Origin of the sequence: Synechococcus sp. CC9311 (assembly GCF_000014585.1) — a bacterium.
GTDB lineage: Bacteria > Cyanobacteriota > Cyanobacteriia > PCC-6307 > Cyanobiaceae > Synechococcus_C.
On sequence record NC_008319.1, the window covers coordinates 1,238,713 to 1,258,967 of the forward strand.

Genomic DNA, 20,255 nt, shown 5'->3' on the forward strand with positions numbered 1-20,255 from the left:
TTCAACCATCCAGATCGATAAGTGAACTTAGCGGCCTTTTAGGTCTATTCCGTGGGTATCGGTGCCGCAAGTACGCAAAAGGCCAAGGTTTTTTAACTGTTTGTCGATCGATTCGCAGATCAATGGCGTGGGTGCCCAGAGTTGTTGCATGTCGTAGTCGTACCAGGCTTCACCACCATCGAAACCGAGCTCAGCGGCTGCATCAATCAAATCTGAGAACCCCAATCTGTAGCGACCTGGATGGGCAAGAATTGCAATCCCACCCGCTTCATGAATGGCTTTGCGGACCTCTCCGGCCCTCAGAGGTGCACCAACCGCAGCATCGCCGCTGGAGTAAGGCAACAAAGCGGTATGTCCTGGAGTGAAGCCCAGAGCTAAGACGTGGACCAAACAACCACGCAGGATGCAACTAATTTCCATCCCACTCCATAGGGTCGGGGTGCTCTCGCCCCGATCCCGGGCCTGATTCAGCCAATCGACCATCGGTTTGTAGGCAGCGATCGAGTGGTGATCGGTCACCGCAATGTGAAGCAGTTTTCGGACAGTTGCTTGTTCAATCAGTGCGATGGGTTCCAGGCTTCCGTCGCTGCAAATGGTGTGGCAATGAAGATTGATGCGTTCTGGACAGCTCTCAGGTCCGACCGTGTTCAGAACAGCCCGCAGTGGGTGCTGGTCATGCGTCACTGGCTGACTCCTGCGCGAGCGCTGCTTCGCGCAGACGTCGCCAGCGGGCATAAAACTGAATGGTTCCGGCCATGAACACCACGAGTCCAACGGTTAACCAGGTTGCTGCTCCTGTGGGGAACTGGGTCTTGAAGACCACCAGCATCACCACGAGGACGAGCAACAGGGTTGGCAGCTCGTTGAGAGCACGGAGTTGCCTTCCGCTCCACTGGCAGACCCCAGCCTGCAGTTGCCCCATGAGTCGATAGCAGAACACGTGATAGGCCAGCAACAAGCCCACAAATCCGAGCTTTGCGTGCATCCAGCCTTGCTGCAGCCAGGACGGTTGCGTGATCAACAGACCTGCAGCCATCGTCACTGTGAGGATCAGTCCAGGTGTGGTGATGATGTTGGCCAGTCGCCTTTCCATAACGGCGTACTGGGCTTTGAAGGCTTCGCGAACAGGTGACGACTCCTCTTCCGCTTCAACGTGATAGATGAACAGTCGAACGAGATAAAACAGACCCGCGAACCAGACCACCACGCCAACGATGTGAAGGGTCTTGAACCACAGGTAAGCCTCAGGAGGAAGCGTCAGTGTCATGACCCCATCAATTTCATCTCGACAATAGAAAGCCGCTAGCTGAGCGAGTCAAGAAACTGTTGCGCGTTGGAGTAATGCGTTTCCATCACGTCGGGTGCCATGCGATCAAGATTTCGAGTCATCATCGCCAATCTTGGTTGTGAACGAAAAAAGTCTTCATGACGATGAATAAAACTCCAGAACAAGCCATCCCATATCCCACACCACTCTCCGGGTTTGTAGTCAGACATTTTGCGAACGTAATTTGATCCTGATAAGTAAGGTTTGCTCGTAAAGATTCCACCATCGGCAAACTGACTCATTCCATAAATATTGGGAACCATGACCCAATCGTAAGCATCCACGAATAGTTCCATAAACCAGGTGTAGATGCGAGTGGGATGGAAACCACAAAGAAGCATTATGTTTCCGAGAAGCATCAAGCGCTCAATGTGATGACAATATCCAGTGTTGAGGGCGCGTTTAATTGCATCGTCAATAGGTGGAAGTCCTGTGGTCCCTTGGTAAAATGCATCTGGAATAGGCCGATCATCAAAGTTCCAAAAATTGCTGTTGCGCATCGTTACTCCATGGCGCAGATACATAGCAGCCATGAATTCACGCCAACCAATGATTTGCCTCAGAAACCCTTCCAGAGAATTCAGGGGGATCTCACTCGTTTCTGCAACTGCGAGCGTTTGGTTGAGAACCTGCTGGGGAGTAAGCAGTCCGAGGTTGAGCATCGGCGTTAAAACGCTATGCCACATCACGCGGTGCTTTGAGCTGATGGCATCTTCAAAGGTTCCGAAACCAGAAAGTCTCTGTTCCAAAAAGGTGTCAAGCCATTGTTTTGCTGATCGGTGATCAACGGGTAAATCAATCGATGGTTCTTCAGGAACATTGATTCCTTTGGGAAGTTTTTTACGGTTATCGGCGTCATAACTCCAACGCCCACCGACAGGAGCTCCCTGATCATCGATCAAAACCCCTAAGCGCTTGCGCTGCATTTGATAGAAATTGGCCATCATTGGTTTGCGTCGGCCATTGAAATGTTCATCCATTACTTCGGTTGGTGTCAGTAACATCGGAGTGGGCAGAACATTGAGAACGCAATGGCGCCGTTCCAAGGTGTTTCTGACTCTTTTGCTTAATAAATCATCGATTGGATTCACCAAGTAAAATGTTTTATATCCAGAATCGACTAGTTGGTTGAGAAGATCTGATGTTTGCTGATTTTGCTTGGGTGTGAGTGTAAAAACGCTAAAACCTTTTAACTCAAGATGCTTTTGATAGGCAAGCATCGATTCTTGATGCAACTGGAGCTTGCGTGGGTGGATCGTGAGCGGCCATTGAGGATCACCTCCGAGGATCAAGCCGTCTGCAATCAAGGCGATGCTTCTGTTGTCACAAATTCCGGGATGGTGTTCGAAAAGCTGATGGGGAAAAACAAGCGTGATTTCCATAACGTCTTATCCGGCTTCTCCCGCTAGTCGGCAGGCACGCCGTCCGAGCGCTGTGGCTGGGATGCGATCCACCAGTCCGCCTCGTGGGCTGAGCTGCTGGTTTCGGCAGTCCATCACGACACGCTCCCGATGCCCTTGTTGATCTTCCAGGCGCATGCGCAGTTGCCAGTGATTTTTAGCGCTGCGGGTGATCTCATCGGCGCACACCACACCCGTGCACAGGCCCGGTGCCGCCAAGGCACGATCAGGACTGATCAGAGAGATGGCGACTGCGATCAAAACAGTGAAGATCAGTTTTGTGGCTTGAAAGCAGCGTTTCATGCCATGTCCTCACCTGCCATCGCCATATTGTCCTCATCCATTTCCTGTGGATGAAAATAGGCACGGATCTGCTTCGCCAGCGAGAGACCAACTCCGGGGGCTTGATGCAGTTGGTCCACGCTGGCCAGCTGAATGGCGTCAATCGATTGAAAGTGGGCCAATAGATCACGCACGCGTTTAGGCCCTAACCCTGGAATGTCAGATAGCCGAGAGCGCTTCATCCGCTGGCCTCGCTGCTGTCGATGGAAGGTCACTGCGAAGCGATGCGCTTCATCGCGCAACCGCCGCAACAAAGACACTCCAAGTTGATCTGGTTCGCTCTCGAGGGGCTGCTTTGCTTCTGGGAGGAAAATCTCTTCTCGTTGTTTGGCCAACGAACAGACCACAAGATCCTCATGCAGATCCAGCTCGCGTAAGGCCTCCATCACTGCGGATAACTGCCCCTTGCCGCCATCAATCATCACGACATCGGGCCAATCGTGGAGTCCATCCATGTTCAGGCTGCTACTGGATTGACGCCGAACCTGATCCAGGTCAGCGCCTTCAGCTTTAACGCGGGCCCATTTTCGAAAGCGCCTGCGCATGATTTCTGCCATGGCCATGAAGTCATCGCTGTGGCCGGCTTGAATACTGCTGCTTTGGATTTTGTAACGGCGGTAATGCTGCTTGGCAGGAAGTCCGTCAATAAAGACCACCTGTGAGGCCACAGCATCACTGCCCTGAATATGACTGATGTCATAACCCTCGATTCGTCTTGGAGGTGTAGCTAATTCAAGAAGTTGAGCGAGATCCTCATTCGCTAAGGCTTGCTGTTCCTGGCTCTGTCGAGCCCTGCCAAGTTCAAATTCAGCGTTACGCATCACCAAATCAATCAGGTCTGCTTTTTGACGCCTTTGGGGATGCAACACCTGAACTTTGCGCTCTCTTTGTTCGCTGAGCCATTCAGCAATCAAGCGTTGTTGAGGAAGCTCGTGCTGCACTAAAACTTCTGGAGGAATCTCAACAGCATCAACCTGGCTGTAGTGCTCTTCAATCACCCGCTGAAGGATTAATCCCGCCTGTAAATCTGTTGCATCTGCCGCGAAACCAAGTCTCCCCACAAGTTTTCCAGCACGCATCTGAAACAATTGAATGGCAGCAAAATGATCGTCTTGGGCAACAGCCAAAACATCTCTACTTACTGATGCATCCGGCAAACTCATTTTCTGATCAGCTGTTAATTGATCAATTCCTTGAAGTTGATCCCGTATTCGCGCAGCAGATTCAAAATCAAGTCTCTCGGCGTAGCGTTCCATTTGCTGGTTCAGGAGTTGCCTGAGTTCATCACTTCGCCCCTGAAACACCATCGCAACTTTGCGTAAAATTTGGTGATAATCCTCAGAGCTAACCTTCTCCTGACAAACTCCTGGACAACGGCCAATCGAATAATTAAGGCAGGTGCGATTTGGATAAAGTGGTCGTGGGCGTTGGCGTAGTGGAAAGACACGTTTTACAAGAAAGAGGGTTCTTCTCAGTAAGCCCACATCCACATAAGGTCCATAAAACCGATCAAGTGGGCTTCGAAACCTTCGACGTCTAGTAATAAAAATTCGGGGGTAGTCTTCGCTCCAGGTAATGCATAGATAGGGATATTTTTTATCGTCTTTCAGCAGCACGTTGAAGTGTGGTTGCTGGTTTTTGATGAGATTCGATTCCAGAGCAAGCGCTTCAGCCTCGCTATCCGTGACAATGAATTCGATTTCGCAGATTTGCCGCACCATCAAGCGGATGCGTGGACTCAGGTCATGGCTGCTGCGAAAGTAGCTTCGAACCCTGCTGCGCAAGGTTTTTGATTTTCCGACGTACAGCAATCGATCGTCTGCATCGCGCATGAGATAACAGCCCGGCTCAGTGGGGATGTCTTTCAGGCGCTGTTCCAGGCGCTCCGGTTGCTCTAGCAAAGGACGCTGCATGCGTTGAATCTAGAGACCCTGCGCTGCATAGGATCCGATTAGTCCTTCATGGCTGATGCGCGCTCTCTACCCGGGCAGTTTTGATCCACTCACCCTTGGTCATCTCGATTTAATCGAGCGTGGTTGCTCCTTATTCGGAGAAGTGGTTGTTGCTGTTCTCCAGAACCCAGGTAAGTCTCCAGCTTTCAGCCTTGATCAACGGTTGGAGCAAATCACTCAGGCCACCTCCCATTTGCAAGGGGTCACGGTGACCAGCTTCAACGGCCTAACCGTGAACTGCGCTCGAGAACACCATGCTCAGTTGATCCTGCGTGGATTACGAGCGATGAGTGATTTTGAATACGAACTCCAGATTGCCCATACCAATCGATCTTTGGACTCAGAATTTGAGACGATTTTTCTCAGTACTGCAGCCCACTACAGCTTTTTGAGCAGTTCCGTTGTGAAAGAAGTGGCTCGATTTGGTGGACGTGTGGAACATATGGTTCCGGCGGTGGTGGCGGAAGACCTCAAGAGGTTCTTTAATTCGGCTTTATAAGCCAGTTGCGATGAGCGAGATCCAGTTCTCCGTGCTCGACCAGCTCGATCAGCTCGAGGAAATTGTTCTCGAAGGTAGTCGCATTCCTTTTAGTGGCGGAAGGCTAGTCAATGAGCAAGATGCCGTCGAGATCCTGGATGGCGTTAGAGAGTCGCTGCCCGGGCAGGTCGCTCAAGCTGATCAGTTGCTGCAAAAGAAGGACGAATTCATCACCTCAGCGCGCAGCCAGGCTGACGAAATTGTCCAAAAAGCCCAGCTTCAGCGCGAACAGCTTGTGAGTGCCGCTGCGGTTCGGCAGGAAGCTGAACGTCAAGTTAATGAGATGAGAGATCAAGTTCGCCAGCAGTGCGAACAGCTCCTTCAGAGTTCTCGCCAGCAGGCCGCTCAAATGGAGCACGAAATGCAGTCCAAGCAGGTCCAGCTGGAGCAGCAATATGCAACGCGTCGTCAACAGTTAGAGCAGGAGGCTCTGCAACGTCGTCAACAACTTGATCAGGAAGCTCTCGAACTCAAGCGCCAATTGGCTGAGCATCATGAGCGAAGTCGACAGCAGTCAGCTCAGGAGCTAGAGCAAATCCGCAATGAAGGGGTCAAACTCCAGAAAGAGGCTCAAACGGAAGCTGAGCGGATTCATCACGATGCACTTCAGTTCCGTCAGCAGACGCAACAGCAGTGTGAGTCTTTGATTCAGCGCACACGTCAAGATGCAGCCTCTGTTCAAGACGGTGCCAACCGCTACGCCGAGCAAACCCTGGGCGAACTAGAGCAACGACTTAAAGAGATGGCGCAAGTGGTTTTGGCTGGGCGCCAGGAACTCGTCAAAATTCAAATGATTCGTCCCGATAGTTCCGCAGCTGAGACAGAAGGCCCTGAAGCAAAAAATCGTCAGGGTAAAGCCGTCTCGATGAACAAAGCACGTCGCGCAGCTTCCCGTCTTAGATCGATGAAGGGCACGGGCTGAGGCTGTACACGGTCCTCAAGATCTGGCCGATCGTTGCGTTGGGTCGGCTCGCACCATTTGAGATCATGCTCAAGTAGCGCGGCCCGTCGTTCGTTTGGAGAATTCCTGAAATCGAGCGCACCCCTCGGATCGTTCCTGTTTTCCCCCAAAATTTGCCTTGGATCGGTGAGCCGATGAAGTAATTGCGCAGTGTTCCTCTCTGTCCAGCAATCGCCATCGAGGCTTGGTAGTAAGAGGCGTAAGGGTGTTGATCCATCCGCATCAACAACGCAGCGATGGTCTGACTTGACACACGGTTGTTGCGCGAAAGCCCACTGCCGTCTGCAACCCTGAGCCCCTCCACGGAGATCCCTTGTTGTTGCATCCAACGATGTGCCGCCGCAGATGCCGCTCTCACATCCCATTGGTCAGCAGCTTGTCTCAGCAAGACTTCTGCCGTGAAGTTATGACTTTCAGTGTTGGCAAGGCTCATCAAGGCATGCATCGGAGCAGAGGTCTCTTCATGCAGCACGATTTGATCGTCGCTTTGTTGTGGCTGTTGGCTGTCGCGAATCGGTTGCACTTGTTGAACCTGGATGGATCCGCCGCGACGTTTAACCTCTTTCTTGAACAACGTCTCTAACCGCCTGTAGGGATCGCTCACAGCACCTCCCAGAGCGTTACTGGTTAGGGCGAGGCGAGTGATTGGGGCTCCATAGGCATAGGCGCGATCTGAGGGGTGCCAATCGTTTGGCCACCAATTTTGGCGAGGTTCTTCCTGCACCATCAAATTCACGGAACCAGCCGAGGCTCCCCGTGCTCCTCCCTGTCCCATAGCGGCCATGGCAAAACGCTGTAAACCAGCAATTCCAAGATCAGGATCTCCTTGCCCCTTGAGCTCAAGGGTGCCATCAGCCCGTTGGACTAACTGAGTACGCAAGCGGAAATCTGGGCCTAATCGGTCGAGGGCGAAGGCCGTACTGATGAGTTTTTGGTTAGAGGCTGGAATGCGTGCCATCGCACCATTCACGTCACCAAGCAAATCACCATTGCTGTTTACCACTGAAACGCTCCAAGACCTGGCAATGGGAGCGAGCAAGCGATTCAGAGCTTGCTGCAGAGGTGCACAGGAGCGTCCTCTCTGCTGGAGATCGGGAAGAGGCTGGTCGGACGGCGGTGGTGGAAGGGTTAGCAGCGGAGGCTGCTCGGCCCTAGCGGGGATTGAGGCTGCAGTGCTTGACGCCAGGGTTAGGACAAGGAGAGCTGCTTTCATTGCACCTTCACACCACTTACCGTTCCATTCAGGCGGTAAAGCGCACCTTCAAGTTCTACGGGTGTGCCGACTTTCAACTTGGTTCCGGCGAGAACCACCCCGGATTTTGACACCGTTGCATCACCTTGAAGTACAAAGCGAGCATTCAATGTGCCAACAGTTGCTCTGTTTGGATCGGGTGCCGTCACGACTGATCCATCGGGTTGAACCGCCGCTAGCACACGGTTGATGTCGTCGACGCGAATCAACTTGACGCTTCCGGAGGGCTGATTCCGAATGATGATGCTCGCCCGTCCTGAAGAAAGTGCTTCCTGGACCAATGCGTCAGGGTCTGCTGCACTCACACGACGGACGTCGACCATGATCTGAACGGTTTTTACCGAACCGTTCGCTTTTGCAAACGTATTAGAGAGTTTGGGACTCCAAAGCACCCCACCAACGGCCATGAGACCAATCAGTCCAGCAGTGACATCGAGAACTGACACCCCTCGTAATCGGTCTCTTAATGCCATACCCATTCCGATCACTTGGCCACAGTAAAAGCGATATTCAGGAACATCAACTACTTAGATCCTCGATGAAACGGTCGACTGCCCCTAATTGGCGTCCAAGACTGTCACTTTCACCATTGAGTGCCATGTCAATGGCCTCTGCGTCTGGTTTTGAGGGCATCGTTCCCAAGAACCGATAACCATCAGGATCCGCTTTAAACAGATGCCACATCTCCACTTCGGTTTGCAGGAGTGCCCCTTCAGCCAGCGGTTCTAAGTGGAAAGCAGACCGCCATATCGAGAGAAACCCTTTGCGTCTGGCCCTAGCGACACTGCCTATACCCACACCAGCGTCTTCAAGCTTTCCATTGAGAAGAACCACCGTTCCCTGCCAGCTTTTGCAGATCTGTTCGACCATCTCGTAATCACTTGGTTGCGGCCCAATGGCCAAGAGCAATCGACCTGTGATTTCGGGATCCTCGGAAAGCATTAGATCCTTGAGGGCAAAGCAGTGAGTCGCCAGTTCGCTGCTTTCTCGCTGAGCCAGGGCCGCTGACCCTGCATCAGGCCAGCCCAACACCACGTCGTGTCCTGCATCCTCCAATGCTTTGGCTAGTCGCAAAGCTGGTTTTAAAACCCTTAGGCCTTCGAAGCGCCAGGTCACGGTCCAGCGTCGTTGCTGACGATCGCTCAGTGCTTTCTTGAGGGAGGCGAGGGTCATCGACTCGGCCTGTACAAGATCGGCAGGAAGGGTGACGGACAAACTCAACTCGATGGGAGTGCTGCGCGGAGAGTACCTAGATGTCAGGCGAGATTGTGGTTCATGCGATCAATGGCGTTTTGAATCCGATCGTTGATTTCAGTCAAGGTTGCAGGGTTAATCCAGTAGCCAAGACTGAGCCGAAGCCCCGATCGCCTCCATAAGGGATCCACGCCCATCGCTTTAAGGATGGGGCTGTCACTATCTCGGCCGGAGGAGCATGCACTCCCACTACTGGCTGCGATTCCTTCACGATCCAGGGCTCGTACCAAGGCACGACCCGACATCGGTTGACCGTGGCGATCGGAGACCAGCATTGAGAGATGGTGCGGTAGACGTTCCGTGGGATGCCCATTGAGACGGATTGCATCGTTTTGGCAAAGCAGGGCTAACAAGGCATCGCGCACGGAAGCGATCCCTGATCCTGATAATTCGATTTGATTCGCCTGACAAGAAGCGATGTCACGGAATGCTGCAGCCATTCCTTGAGCTAAGACCGGGCATTCGGTGCCGGCTCGCAGGCCATTCTCCTGTTCGCCGCCGGCAAATAAGGGCTGGATCCGTTCAGCGATCTCCTGTCTGAAGAGCAACAAACCGATGCCTCTTGGACCGCCACACTTGTGTGCTGAGGCCGTTAGGAGATCAACTGGAAGCTCATTCCAATTCGGGCAACCCTGGCTCAAGACTTGGGTGGCATCGGTGTGAAACGGAATGCGCTTCGAACGACATGCCTCTCCCACGACCTGGATCGGTTGAAGCGTTCCGACTTCACTCTGACCCCAGATCAAGGAGACGATTTTGGTTGGAGCTTGCAGTAATCGATCCAGATGTTCCATTTGGATCTTTCCAAAGGCATCCACGGGCCATTCTTCAATCGTCCATCCGCATGCAACCAATTGCTGAGCAGCTGCCGCAACAGCAGGGTGTTCTACAGAAGAGATCACCAATCTGCCTGGTGACTGGGTTTTGGCGAGTCCAATCAGGGCTAGATGGGCTGACTCAGTGGCACCAGAGCAGAACAAGATGTCTGATCGGTCAGCTCCCAGGCTGTTGCTGATGGAAAGGCGCGCACGTTCGAGTGACTCAGCAGCATCACAGCCGATGCGATGAAGGCTTGAAGGATTGCCCCAACTCTCCTGTTGCGCCCTGATCATGCAAGAGATCACGCTCTCTCTTAGGGGAGCGGTGGCACACCCATCCAGATAAAAGTAGGGGTGTTCAGGGCCTGTCATCGCGCTTAAAGCGGGACAGGGTTCGCTTTTCGAGGGAATCGCCAGCAAGGTTGATCATGGCGTCAAGAGATGTTGACGACAAAAATTCTTGGACCTGCGCTTGTGCTTCATCGCGTAAGCAATCGTCAGGTTGATTGCAGTTGTCTTTGCAATCGTTCGCACAGTCCAAGCTGTTCTCGGCCTGCGTTGATGGCGTGGAGGCATCAGCGCCAGATAGCGTTGATCGTCCAACAGCTGCCGCTGTAGTGAGCTGTTCTGGTCCTGGCTGTGGCAGTAATTCAGGATTTAGAACTCCATCAAAAACTGATACGGCGGGTCCGGTCATAAAAACGGAGCCCTTGGGATCAGGCCAGCTGATCTCGAGTGGTCCGCCTGGAAGTTTCACCGTGGCCTCTGATTCCGATAAACCGAGCAGAGATGCGGCCACGAGTGTGGCGCAGGCACCCGTACCACAAGCCAGGGTTGGACCCGCTCCACGCTCCCATACACGGATCTCAAGGGTGTGCTGATCGATCACTTCTAGGAAGTGAACATTGGTTTTGGCTGGAAACAAAGAATCGACCTCCAGCGCCGATCCCCATGCGTCAAAGGGAATGGATTTGAGGTCTTGCACGGGCACAACCACATGAGGATTGCCCATCCCGACAGCCGCAAGCTGAAGGGTGCTGCCCTGGAGATCGATCTCTCCTTGTGGAAGTCCAGACCGTCCTTGCGGAAGATTTGTCGGAACTTGGTCGGAATTAAGGAATGGCTTCCCCATATCAACTCGTATCTGTCCGTCTTCACACAGTTCAGGGACGATGACGCCTGCCATGGTTTCCGTTCTCCAGGTCCGTCCTGGCTGATCACCATCGCTATCAGCCAGAAAACGGGCTAAGCAGCGAATGCCATTGCCACACATCTCTGCTTCGCTTCCATCCGCATTGAAAATCCGCATCCTCAGTTCTTCGCCATGCTCTGGAGGCAGGGCCAAAATCAAGCCATCGCCTCCGATCCCAAAGCGCCGATCACAGAGCTGGCGCACCCAATTTGGATCTGGTTCTGCGATGTTGAGGGGAAGTTGCCCAGCACGACCTTCCAACAGTACGAAGTCATTGCCTAAACCCTGATACTTGCTGAATTGCAACATCTCCTCAATCTCTTGTCTGAAACTGGTTTGCTTGAAAGGCGCCAAGGCCAGCATCTATGCCCATTACGATTCGTTAAAAGTGATATTTGATCATCATATTCGACTCTAGTGCTTAACAATCCCAGCCCTTAGAGGATCGTTTACAAGGCTCTCTACTTCTAGTCGTGTTTCTGCTGAAGAGGCTAAGGCTCGCCTCAAAGCCTTGCAGCCACTTCTCAGGCCTGTCAAACGCCGCAGTCATGCTGAAAAAATCAGCGCCAAACATGGAAGAGGATTTAGAAGAATTAGGTCTTTACTCTTACGACTCCTTGGCTGGGCTTGTTGAGAATTTTTTATGGAGTCAAGCACCGAGCATTTACGTCTAATAGTTAGGCATCATTAGGTTCCTATAATGATCTGTCTGCAGTAATTCAATGGAGTTCCACGGATCTTTGCTTCAGCTAAAGGCTGCTGTTGAAAAACTTGGTGTGCCTTGTCATTGGGAGCACCGACACGATTTCGAATCTGCTTTTTTTGACGACGAGGTCAGTAACCTCAAATTGAATTGGTGGCCTTCCACAGGCGTAATCCAAATGGTTGGTGACCCAGAAGTACGAGAGGAAATGTGGAATCGCCTACTAAAGGCTTTAGATCTCTGATGCTCCCCCTCGTCGCTGGCTCTTAAACGCCAACTTCCTCCTTATCGCCAGCTCGCATCAGACAATCCTCAAGAGGAAAGACGGTGTGGCAAGGCTGCTGAAGTAGTTAAGTAAAGCAATGTCTTTCATGCTTTTCTTTTGGTCAGTGCTCCTCGAAGGATTGGCGCGTGTTGTTTTGTGGATGTTGATTGATTTATACGCGATCTAAACAGTTCGTCTAAGCCCAGACAATCAGGACGAGGAAGGTGCTGATCGTAAATGACACAACAGACCCCAGGAAGTTTAATACGTATTTCCCTAGAAGTAGGTTATGTATCAGCGTTAGGTTCTGGTTTTGGAAGATTGCTTTCACACATCACTCTTAAAAAGATAACTAAGGATCATGTTGGCGGTGCTGCGAGGGAGTCTTACTCAGGCTTAACTCCCTTGAACCAAGTTTTACCGCTGTTTTGATTGTTTCTGGCTCGGAGCGTTTCCTACACAGAGACCACAAAGATCTAGAGGGAGAGGTTGACTCGCGCGCCCGATTGATGGCTCACAGTTTGCTTGAGTTGATCAAGGGATGGGAGCCGCTTGTACTGATCACGCGGGTGTCGTACATGTTCAATAGCTTGGATGATCAGCAAGATCTGCATAACTGTTTTGAGCGGATCAGTGGATCTAGGAAGGATGCCAAGAGCGTTGGTCAGGTTGGATTGAGCTTCGTCTCATCATTTTCTCAGATTTCTCATCGGTCTCTCAGCTCATTATCAGGCCTCTTTAGGCAAAGATTAATTGAAGTGCGCTTAATTATAAACGATCAATCGTTTACACGACGATGGACGGATGGCTTCAGGACTCTCAAAAGTATTGGTCAGTGAGATTTTATAGTGACCCAAACATCATAAATGACGATGCACGCGTTCTTGTGGATCATGGTCGAGAGATGCCCTATGGACAGCCTGCTCTTCTTTTGTCACGCCGATATATGAGGTACGAGGACGCTGTAAGTCTCTGGAAACATCTTTTACGTGGTGGTTGGGAAGAGACAAATGCTATTTGGTGAGGCTCGCTTATAGATTTAGCTGATTTCGCAAAAAGATCCTGATTTTGAATAAATAACCCACAGTCCATTGTTGTTGTCAGTGTCTTCGTTTAATAGTTTTTAGTTAGTAGTTCTTTATTCCAACTGGTCCAAAGTTCTTCTCATCGTGTCCAAATCAACTGAGCCATAGATACCAGAGATGCTTGTATTGCTTGGACTGTGGCCAAATAACTTACGAATGGCCCTCTCATTCAGATTCTTCGTGCTCAGACACGATGCTGCCCAGTCACGTGTTGCTTTGGGTGACACGCCGATGATGTCACTCCAATGCATTCCTTCCGCCCAACGCGCTCTGTTTGGGTTGTAAGCCCAAGGGAATATCAAGCCAGAGTGATCCATAGAGAGCTCGCTTTCAATGCGAAGGATCTCCATCAGCTTGTGATGGATCGGGATAGTTCTCTGTCTGAATTCGTTCTTCAGGGGCCTTGTCTCATGCCCCTTGAAGCTGATTGTTCCCTGGTTCAGGTCAATGTCTTCCCATCGGAGTCCTGCTGCTTCTGAGGCATGACTGCCTGTCCATCTGAGTACATGCCAGAGCAGTTGATGGTGCTTCGGCAGGTTCTGCCATCTTTCATCGGCTTGGTCCAGTCTCACCACCTGCTTCACCACGGCCTTGCCCCTGACCCTTTTGGTCAAGCCTTCAATCGGATTGCTGTTGATCCAGCCCTCATCCACGGCCACATTGAACAAGCCAGAGAGATACCTAAGGCGTGTCTTGGTGGTGCTGGCTGCTGTGGTCGTTAGTAGGTGATGCCTGTAGCTCAGAGCGTCATCTCTGGTTAGTGCCGTAATGAATTGCTTTTGGCAGTGCTCCATCAGCTTTCCCAAATGCCTTTCCCACTCCTTTTTTGTGGATGGTGCAGGGCTCTTCATCAGGGTTGCGAGGGTTAGAAGGTCATCAGGTGTCTTGGGCGGCTTGCAGGTCCCCTCCAGGTCTTTTTCAGGTCGGCCGGGGAATTCTTGTTGGTAGCGAGGGGTGATGGTGCCTAGGTCATCAGGGAACAGGCCCCTCCACGGCACTACTGACAGAAGCTTCTGGTCTGGCGTTTCCTGCTGGCCTTTGGCCTCCCTGATGAGCTGATCGGTCTCCTCAAGGAACACGAGAGCGTTTCTCTTTGCCTCACCCAGTGTTTTGCCCGCCTTGCGTCGCCATGTCGAGCACCCGATGGCGCCTCTGAGCTTTGGAGGGACAGATCGGATGAAATACCAGCCATCCCTGCCTTTCCTTCGGGTGATGTAGCGAGGGTTAGAGGAAGTGGTCTTAGGCAAGGACCAGTCCCCCATTCTCTTTTTGATGTAAAGCCAGTTGGATTAGATCTGCTTTTCTGTGACGATTGGGACTAACTCCCGCAGCCGCTTGGAGCTGCTTGATGGTCAGATCACTGAGACCCGCATGTGACCGATGTACACATGTAGTGGCAGATTTGGTGTACATAATCTTGCCAACCCCCACATGTAGTGCTGCTGATGGTTGTGGCGTTGTTCCTGATGTCGTTGATGATTTTGGTTGTGATTGGTGATGACCTCTTAGCTCGTTAATCACCCAGCAGCTGGCCTTCAAGAGCTTGATGAGAGCCGCGATGAAGAGCTCTATTGGCTGGACCCTGTTCATCGTTGAGCGGGTTGCGTCGGGACTCAATGCTTTGGGTGTTGGATCAACCGGCGCTGCTCTGGCTGCCCTGTGCCTTTGACAAGATTCTATGCCCAGTTGTTGGTCAATGGCAAATATTCAAGCGTGATCAAGCCTCTCGTGTCTTATGCTCCGAATCTTGCTGAATTGCAGCATGAAATGTCCGACGCCTCTCTGATCTATGGAGCCAAGTTCCTTTGATCCGAGCTTGCCCAGCATTCGCTTGCTGCAGACATGGATTCGTGAAAAGAAAATTCTTAGTCTTGAATTATCCGAGGGACGTCGGCTGATTGGAGTGCTGATCTGGCAAGACCAACATTGTTTGGCGCTGCAACCCTCTGATTCTGATGACCCGGTTTTGATCAGTCGTTCCGCCATGCTGCTGGTCCGGCCTTTGCCCCGAGGCCTTTGAAAACAGCATTTGTGTCACGATCTGTCCAAATGGTCCTTTGCCGTGACGGCTTTCTCGTCCCCATCCTCCAACGCAGCCTCTTCGGCCACTGATCGCTATCAACCCCTTGCGCTCGAAGAGAGATGGCAAGCGCTTTGGAAGGAACAGCGTCTCTATGAAACGCAGGACCCGAAGCCAGGCCAGCGAGCCTTTTATGCGTTGTCGATGTTTCCTTATCCCTCGGGAACGCTTCATATGGGCCATGTCCGTAATTACGTGATTACGGATGTGATTGCACGGGTGCAACGGATGCGGGGTGATGCAGTGCTTCATCCCATGGGGTGGGATGCCTTTGGTTTACCCGCTGAAAATGCCGCAATCGAACGGAAGATCGAACCAGGTGTTTGGACAGACAGCAATATTGCTCAGATGCGAGGCCAGTTGGGTCGCCTGGGGTTATCGATCGATTGGGATCGCGAAGTAGCAACGTGCCATAGCGATTACTACCGTTGGACGCAATGGCTGTTCCTGGAACTGCATGCCGGCGGACTTGCCTATCAAAAAGATGCCACTGTCAATTGGGATCCCGTTGATCAAACGGTGCTCGCAAATGAGCAAGTGGATGCGGATGGTCGCTCCTGGCGTTCTGGAGCGTTGGTGGAAAAACGGGACTTGCGCCAATGGTTTTTACGCATCACGGATTACGCCGATGCCCTACTTGATGATCTCGATCAACTTCAGGGCTGGCCTGAACGTGTCCGCACAATGCAAGCCAATTGGATTGGCCGTTCCATTGGTGCGGAGATCGATTTCCAAGTGGAAGCCCATCCAGGCACTTCAATCACCGTTTTCACAACGCGACCAGACACATTGTTTGGAGTGAGCTATCTAGTTTTAGCTCCTGATCATGCCCTTGTTGATCAACTCACCACAAGTGAAGAACGCATTTCGGTGACTGCATTCAGGGATCTCATGGCTGAACTGAGTCAAGATGAGCGAACGTCTGATGATCAACCAAAACGAGGAGTTCCTACAGGTGCTGTTGCTATCAATCCAGCCAATGGGAAATCGATTCCCATCTGGATTGCTGACTATGTGCTGGCCGATTACGGAACAGGCGCTGTCATGGGTGTACCAGCCCATGACGTTCGAGATTTCTCATTCGCTCGACAACATGAATTACCTGTTCAAAGAGTGATTGAAGTTTCAGGTACCAATGAACATGTTAATGACGGTGAAGCCTGGGCAGGACCAGGCACCCTGATTCATAGTGCTGGCTTCAGTGGTTTAAGCAATGATGAGGCTAAAACTGCGATTACCAATCATGGGGCCGAAAACGGTTGGGCTCGGGCTAAGCGTCAATACAGACTTCGAGATTGGCTGATCTCTAGGCAAAGATATTGGGGGTGTCCAATTCCAATCATTCATTGTGATGATTGTGGGGCTGTTCCGGTTCCCCGCGATCAGCTTCCTGTGGAATTGCCAACTGGAATTGATCTGAAAGGAGCTGGAGGATCACCACTCGCTCGTGCGGAGGATTGGGTCAGTGTCACCTGTCCTAAATGTGGAAAACCAGCTCGGCGTGAGACCGACACGATGGACACCTTTATGTGTTCATCGTGGTATTACCTTCGATTTGCCGATCCTCATAATCGAGATCTTCCATTTAATGCAACTTCTGTGAATCGCTGGTTGCCGGTAAAGCAGTATGTGGGGGGAATTGAACATGCAATTCTTCACTTATTGTATGCGCGTTTTTTTACTAAGGCATTAAATGATCGTGATTTACTGCAAACAAAGGAACCCTTTGAACGTTTGCTAACGCAAGGCATGGTGCAGGGCACCACCTACCGCAATCCAAGAACTGGTCGTTATATCTCCCCGGCGGCGGTCAAAGACGAATCCAATCCCCTCGATCCGGATGATGGTGGACCGTTAGAAGTTTTGTTTGAAAAAATGTCCAAGTCGAAGCACAACGGTGTGGATCCTGCCGCTGTGATCGATCGTTATGGCGCCGATACTGCTCGGATGTTCATTCTTTTCAAAGCGCCTCCTGAAAAGGATTTGGAATGGGATGACGCTGATGTAGAGGGCCAATTCCGTTTCTTGCAGCGTCTTTGGCGTTTGGTTGATTCGGAGGTCAACCATGACGGAGTCTCCCCTGCAACGGGCGAATCAGACAGTGACATTCGTCGTGCTGTGCATCAGGCCATTAAGGCCGTTAGCGAGGATCTCAGCGATGACTTTCAGTTCAACACAGCGATTTCAGAGCTGATGAAGCTCAGCAACTCCCTTTCCTCTGGCTTGGCGCAAGCCTCGCCTGGCGTTCGGCAGGAAGCGATGTCAGCTCTTGTGCGCTTATTGGCGCCATTTGCACCGCATCTGGCCGAGGAGTTTTGGCAACGACTCGGCGGTGAAGACAGTGTTCACTGTCAGCCATGGCCTGACCATGACCCAGAGGCCTTGGTCTTGGCGTCCATTGAAGTGGTAATTCAGGTCAAAGGAAAGGTACGGGGATCGATGTCCGTAGCCGCTGACTGCAGCAAGGAAGAACTAGAGAGGTTGGCTCTTGCCAGTGATGTGGCCCAACGCTGGCTTGAAGGCAAGCCCCCTAGACGAGTGATTGTGGTTCCAGGAAAGCTCGTCAACCTGGTGCCGAGCTCCTAACCGTTCAGCCTTTGCTGAAGCGCATTGATGCTGGATGATCCCAGCTTCCCTGTGCCACGTATCCACGATTGTTGCCAGTGAGATGCCGCAGGATCCAGAAAATGGCCTCATCGGTGCCTGACCCAATGGCCTTTTGGATTTCCACGGCAGATCTGGACACTCCGTCGGAAAGGACCTCCTCCACTTGTTTTTGCAAATTGAGAATGGCAGCAGCGGCTTTTTTGCCCGCTTCGACTCCTGGCTGGTGATAGGCATTCACATTGACCAATTCTCCGTATAAACCAACGGCCCGCTCAAACAAGGCGATCAGCGCTCCGAGACGGCGTGCATCAAAGCTACGCATGCTGATACTCAAGCTTTGACGACCTCCTTCCGTAAGCGCTGAGCGCGTTCCTTGCAGGAACCCATCAAGGAAGTCTCCAGGGCGTTCCCCTTCGATCGAAGGGATGTCATCCACATCACGCAGAACTTCGATGAACGTCACGAAGAAATTGTCGATGCCGTCACGCAGTTGCTGGACGTACGCGTGTTGGTCGGTTGATCCCTTATTTCCATAGACCGCGATGCCTTGATGCACTTCCTTGCCATCGCGATCAAGGTGTTTGCCGAGTGATTCCATCACCAGCTGTTGGAGATACCGACTGAAGACCTCGAGACGATCTCGGTAAGGGAGCACGACCATGTCGCGTTTGCCTTTGCCTTCACCAGCGGCATACCAGGCTGCTGCCATCAAAGCTGATGGATTGCGACGCACATCTGGACAGCGAGTGGCTTCGTCCATTTGGGCGGCCCCGGCCAAGAACCCACGGATATCGCAACCAATCAAGGCACCAGGAAGTAAACCCACAGCACTCGTGATGCTGGTGCGACCACCAATCCAGTCGAACATGTCGAAACGCTGGAGCCAGTTCTCTTTTTCGGCTTGCTGATCGAGCTTGCTGCCCGCCATGGTGACAACGACCGCCTGCTTTGCCCAACTGCCTCCGTGAGCTTCAAGACGATGTCTTGCCTGTTCCATGCCGAGGTGGGGCTCGGGTGTCCCCCCCGATTTGCTTACCGTGATTACCAATGTTGTACGGAGACGATCACCGAGGCCTGCAAGAACCCGGCTCATGCCATTGGGGTCCACGTTGTCGAAAAAGTGGAACGGAAGGCCTACTTGATGGTCCTGAAGAGCGCGAACCATGAGTAGAGGTCCAAGGGCACTGCCTCCGATCCCGATCCAAAGAACATCCGTAAAAGGTTGTCCGTTTGGAGCCTGAATGGATCCAGCAAGAATTGACTTGCCAAATTCATCGATGGCGTCGATTTCAGCAGAGATGCTTGCCCCAACCTGTTGATCGGGCGCTAACTGCGGCTGACGTAACCAATAGTGTCCAACCTGGCGTTGCTCATCTGCGTTTGCGATCGCACCTCCCTCTAAGTCCTCCATCGCCTTGAAAGCTTGTTCAAGTCGGGGAGTGAGCGTCTCGAGAGCAGAACTGTTGAGATGCATCCGACTGACATCGAGCCAAAGGCCGAGATCGTCGTGATACCAAAGCAAATCGCAAAAGCGTTGCCACTGGGTCTGGCTATCAATGGCGCTGAAATCCGGGAAGCTCATCTCTTGCGGAGAACCTTCGTCACCGAACCTATCCGTGATTGTCCGAGATGCCCACGAATTGGAATATCGCGGTTATTCTCTCGGCGGAAACGTTGACTGTGTTTTGTGAGTCTTTTTGGACGTCAGGTTGTTGCCATAGCGGGAGTTCTGGGCTTCATCTGTTTGTCCGTTGCTCACCTTCGCAGCACCGCGCAACTGCCATCGATCGATGCTGAGATCCAGACGCAGCCCATCCAGAGAGATCCGAGTGTCTTCAGCCCAGAAGAACTATTTCTGTTGCAGCGCCGTTTTGGTGTGCATGGGCCGCAGACTCGACTTGCTCAGTTGTTCACCCGAGGTATGGATCAATTCCAGCCTCTGCGAACCCAAACAGTCAATCGACTTCAAGCACTAAAGCCAGTCATCAAAAGGGAGTCGCGACGCTATCGGGTGAACCCGATGCTGGTGACAGCGATCTTGTTTGATGAAATCCAGCATTCAAAGCCCGGAGAGGATCTTCCATTTGTTGTGCATTCAGGTTTTGTGTCAACTCACGGCCCTGCCCAGCTTGGAATTAGTGAATTAATTCATCAAGGTCGTCTTCCGTTGCATCCATCAAAATCAGAAATCGCTGAAGCCAGAAATCTTTTAATGAATCCTGAAGCTAATGTTGAGTTACTTGCGGCAAAAATTGCTCGACTTAAAAGTGAATTAGGACTATCTCCTGATCAAGTACTAATTGCGAGTCGTTCGTATGTTGATGCTAAAGCGATCGCAACTTTGGCTTATCTCCATAACGGAAAACTTGATTATCCAAGGCGCGTCTTGCGATACATGCAAGACACTGAGTTACATGGCTTGATCTTCTCGGAGCATCGTCCCACCACTCAACTGTTGGTTTAAGGGTTGATTCTATGG

At 51.9% G+C, this 20,255-nt stretch carries 19 protein-coding genes; 7 read left to right on the plus strand and 12 right to left on the minus strand.

The features are described 5' to 3' along the window. Window positions 1–27 precede the first annotated feature (27 nt). Genes SYNC_RS06305 through uvrC form a run of 5 tightly spaced genes read right to left on the minus strand, consistent with a single transcriptional unit; the run spans window position 28 to window position 4,982 of the window. Entirely contained in the window at window positions 28–684 is a 657-nt protein-coding gene (locus SYNC_RS06305; RefSeq protein ID WP_011619282.1) for a PHP domain-containing protein, read from the minus strand. Beyond that, a complete protein-coding gene (gene hemJ / locus SYNC_RS06310) occupies window positions 674–1,267 on the minus strand; it encodes a protoporphyrinogen oxidase HemJ (protein ID WP_011619283.1) in 594 nt (197 codons plus the stop codon). Before hemJ ends, SYNC_RS06305 begins: the two co-directional genes overlap by 11 nt. 35 nt (window positions 1,268–1,302) lie before the next feature. After that, window positions 1,303–2,709 carry a cryptochrome/photolyase family protein gene (locus SYNC_RS06315; RefSeq protein WP_011619284.1) on the minus strand — a complete coding sequence of 469 codons (1,407 nt, stop codon included), beginning with the start codon at window positions 2,707–2,709 and terminating at the stop codon, window positions 1,303–1,305. 6 nt (window positions 2,710–2,715) lie between these two features. Further along, the gene (locus SYNC_RS06320) at window positions 2,716–3,030 is read right to left on the minus strand and encodes a hypothetical protein (protein WP_011619285.1); all 315 of its coding nucleotides are present in this window, start codon (window positions 3,028–3,030) and stop codon (window positions 2,716–2,718) included. Continuing rightward, entirely contained in the window at window positions 3,027–4,982 is a 1,956-nt protein-coding gene (gene uvrC / locus SYNC_RS06325) for an excinuclease ABC subunit UvrC (RefSeq protein ID WP_011619286.1), read from the minus strand. The genes SYNC_RS06320 and uvrC overlap by 4 nt, the downstream gene beginning before the upstream one ends. Before the next feature lie 55 nt (window positions 4,983–5,037). Here uvrC and coaD point away from each other — a divergent pair, with 55 nt between their 5' ends. Beyond that, window positions 5,038–5,520, plus strand: coding sequence for a pantetheine-phosphate adenylyltransferase (coaD, locus tag SYNC_RS06330; protein ID WP_011619287.1), 483 nt, complete (start codon window positions 5,038–5,040; stop codon window positions 5,518–5,520). Window positions 5,521–5,530: 10 nt separating this feature from the next. Further along, on the plus strand, window positions 5,531–6,481 hold the full coding sequence (locus tag SYNC_RS06335) for a hypothetical protein (RefSeq protein WP_011619288.1): 951 nt from the start codon (window positions 5,531–5,533) through the stop codon (window positions 6,479–6,481). Here SYNC_RS06335 and dacB read toward each other — a convergent pair. Genes dacB through dapF form a run of 5 tightly spaced genes read right to left on the minus strand, consistent with a single transcriptional unit; the run spans window position 6,456 to window position 11,345 of the window. After that, window positions 6,456–7,733 carry a D-alanyl-D-alanine carboxypeptidase/D-alanyl-D-alanine-endopeptidase gene (gene dacB / locus SYNC_RS06340; protein WP_011619289.1) on the minus strand — a complete coding sequence of 426 codons (1,278 nt, stop codon included), beginning with the start codon at window positions 7,731–7,733 and terminating at the stop codon, window positions 6,456–6,458. The genes SYNC_RS06335 and dacB overlap by 26 nt on opposite strands. Next, complete coding sequence (locus SYNC_RS06345; protein ID WP_011619290.1) at window positions 7,730–8,245, minus strand: DUF4330 domain-containing protein; 516 nt, start codon at window positions 8,243–8,245, stop codon at window positions 7,730–7,732. Before SYNC_RS06345 ends, dacB begins: the two co-directional genes overlap by 4 nt. Before the next feature lie 46 nt (window positions 8,246–8,291). Beyond that, window positions 8,292–8,993, minus strand: a complete 702-nt coding sequence (locus tag SYNC_RS06350; protein WP_011619291.1) for a DUF1995 family protein — start codon at window positions 8,991–8,993, stop codon at window positions 8,292–8,294. Window positions 8,994–9,028: 35 nt separating this feature from the next. Then, complete coding sequence (locus SYNC_RS06355; RefSeq protein WP_041426520.1) at window positions 9,029–10,216, minus strand: cysteine desulfurase family protein; 1,188 nt, start codon at window positions 10,214–10,216, stop codon at window positions 9,029–9,031. Further along, window positions 10,203–11,345 (minus strand): diaminopimelate epimerase, encoded by a 1,143-nt coding sequence (gene dapF, locus SYNC_RS06360; RefSeq protein ID WP_011619293.1) that lies wholly within the window; start codon window positions 11,343–11,345, stop codon window positions 10,203–10,205. Before dapF ends, SYNC_RS06355 begins: the two co-directional genes overlap by 14 nt. Window positions 11,346–12,241: 896 nt before the next feature. On the opposite strand from dapF, the gene SYNC_RS14660 reads away from it, so the two are divergent. After that, the gene (locus tag SYNC_RS14660; RefSeq protein WP_167897193.1) at window positions 12,242–12,436 is read left to right on the plus strand and encodes a hypothetical protein; all 195 of its coding nucleotides are present in this window, start codon (window positions 12,242–12,244) and stop codon (window positions 12,434–12,436) included. Window positions 12,437–12,800: 364 nt separating this feature from the next. Beyond that, complete coding sequence (locus tag SYNC_RS13795; RefSeq protein WP_011619296.1) at window positions 12,801–13,028, plus strand: DUF1651 domain-containing protein; 228 nt, start codon at window positions 12,801–12,803, stop codon at window positions 13,026–13,028. A gap of 114 nt (window positions 13,029–13,142) precedes the next feature. Here the strand turns inward: SYNC_RS13795 and SYNC_RS06375 are convergent, their stop codons facing one another. After that, window positions 13,143–14,336 (minus strand): site-specific integrase, encoded by a 1,194-nt coding sequence (locus SYNC_RS06375; RefSeq protein ID WP_237699293.1) that lies wholly within the window; start codon window positions 14,334–14,336, stop codon window positions 13,143–13,145. Between the two features lie 542 nt (window positions 14,337–14,878). On the opposite strand from SYNC_RS06375, the gene SYNC_RS06380 reads away from it, so the two are divergent. Together SYNC_RS06380 and leuS are read left to right on the plus strand one after the other, a co-directional pair. After that, window positions 14,879–15,109, plus strand: coding sequence for a hypothetical protein (locus SYNC_RS06380; protein ID WP_011619299.1), 231 nt, complete (start codon window positions 14,879–14,881; stop codon window positions 15,107–15,109). Between the two features lie 42 nt (window positions 15,110–15,151). Continuing rightward, on the plus strand, window positions 15,152–17,755 hold the full coding sequence (gene leuS / locus SYNC_RS06385; RefSeq protein WP_011619300.1) for a leucine--tRNA ligase: 2,604 nt from the start codon (window positions 15,152–15,154) through the stop codon (window positions 17,753–17,755). Between the two features lie 4 nt (window positions 17,756–17,759). Here the strand turns inward: leuS and SYNC_RS06390 are convergent, their stop codons facing one another. Then, the gene (locus SYNC_RS06390) at window positions 17,760–19,358 is read right to left on the minus strand and encodes a glucose-6-phosphate isomerase (RefSeq protein WP_011619301.1); all 1,599 of its coding nucleotides are present in this window, start codon (window positions 19,356–19,358) and stop codon (window positions 17,760–17,762) included. Between the two features lie 195 nt (window positions 19,359–19,553). On the opposite strand from SYNC_RS06390, the gene SYNC_RS06395 reads away from it, so the two are divergent. Continuing rightward, window positions 19,554–20,240, plus strand: a complete 687-nt coding sequence (locus tag SYNC_RS06395) for a helicase DnaB (protein ID WP_369791618.1) — start codon at window positions 19,554–19,556, stop codon at window positions 20,238–20,240. Window positions 20,241–20,255: the final 15 nt, after the last annotated feature.

Excerpts from the sequence above, each read along its gene's own strand:
- SYNC_RS06320 (WP_011619285.1), bottom strand. The coding sequence starts at position 3,030 with ATGAAACGCTGCTTTCAAGCCACAAAACTGATCTTCACTGTTTTGATC.
- SYNC_RS06355 (WP_041426520.1), bottom strand. The coding sequence starts at position 10,216 with ATGACAGGCCCTGAACACCCCTACTTTTATCTGGATGGGTGTGCCACC.
- coaD (WP_011619287.1), top strand. The coding sequence starts at position 5,038 with ATGCGCGCTCTCTACCCGGGCAGTTTTGATCCACTCACCCTTGGTCAT.
- SYNC_RS06315 (WP_011619284.1), bottom strand. The coding sequence starts at position 2,709 with ATGGAAATCACGCTTGTTTTTCCCCATCAGCTTTTCGAACACCATCCC.
- SYNC_RS14660 (WP_167897193.1), top strand. The coding sequence starts at position 12,242 with ATGACACAACAGACCCCAGGAAGTTTAATACGTATTTCCCTAGAAGTA.
- SYNC_RS06335 (WP_011619288.1), top strand. The coding sequence starts at position 5,531 with ATGAGCGAGATCCAGTTCTCCGTGCTCGACCAGCTCGATCAGCTCGAG.
- dacB (WP_011619289.1), bottom strand. The coding sequence starts at position 7,733 with ATGAAAGCAGCTCTCCTTGTCCTAACCCTGGCGTCAAGCACTGCAGCC.
- SYNC_RS06380 (WP_011619299.1), top strand. The coding sequence starts at position 14,879 with ATGGAGCCAAGTTCCTTTGATCCGAGCTTGCCCAGCATTCGCTTGCTG.
- SYNC_RS13795 (WP_011619296.1), top strand. The coding sequence starts at position 12,801 with ATGGACGGATGGCTTCAGGACTCTCAAAAGTATTGGTCAGTGAGATTT.
- SYNC_RS06345 (WP_011619290.1), bottom strand. The coding sequence starts at position 8,245 with ATGGCATTAAGAGACCGATTACGAGGGGTGTCAGTTCTCGATGTCACT.
- hemJ (WP_011619283.1), bottom strand. The coding sequence starts at position 1,267 with ATGACACTGACGCTTCCTCCTGAGGCTTACCTGTGGTTCAAGACCCTT.
- dapF (WP_011619293.1), bottom strand. The coding sequence starts at position 11,345 with ATGTTGCAATTCAGCAAGTATCAGGGTTTAGGCAATGACTTCGTACTG.
- uvrC (WP_011619286.1), bottom strand. The coding sequence starts at position 4,982 with ATGCAGCGTCCTTTGCTAGAGCAACCGGAGCGCCTGGAACAGCGCCTG.
- SYNC_RS06390 (WP_011619301.1), bottom strand. The coding sequence starts at position 19,358 with ATGAGCTTCCCGGATTTCAGCGCCATTGATAGCCAGACCCAGTGGCAA.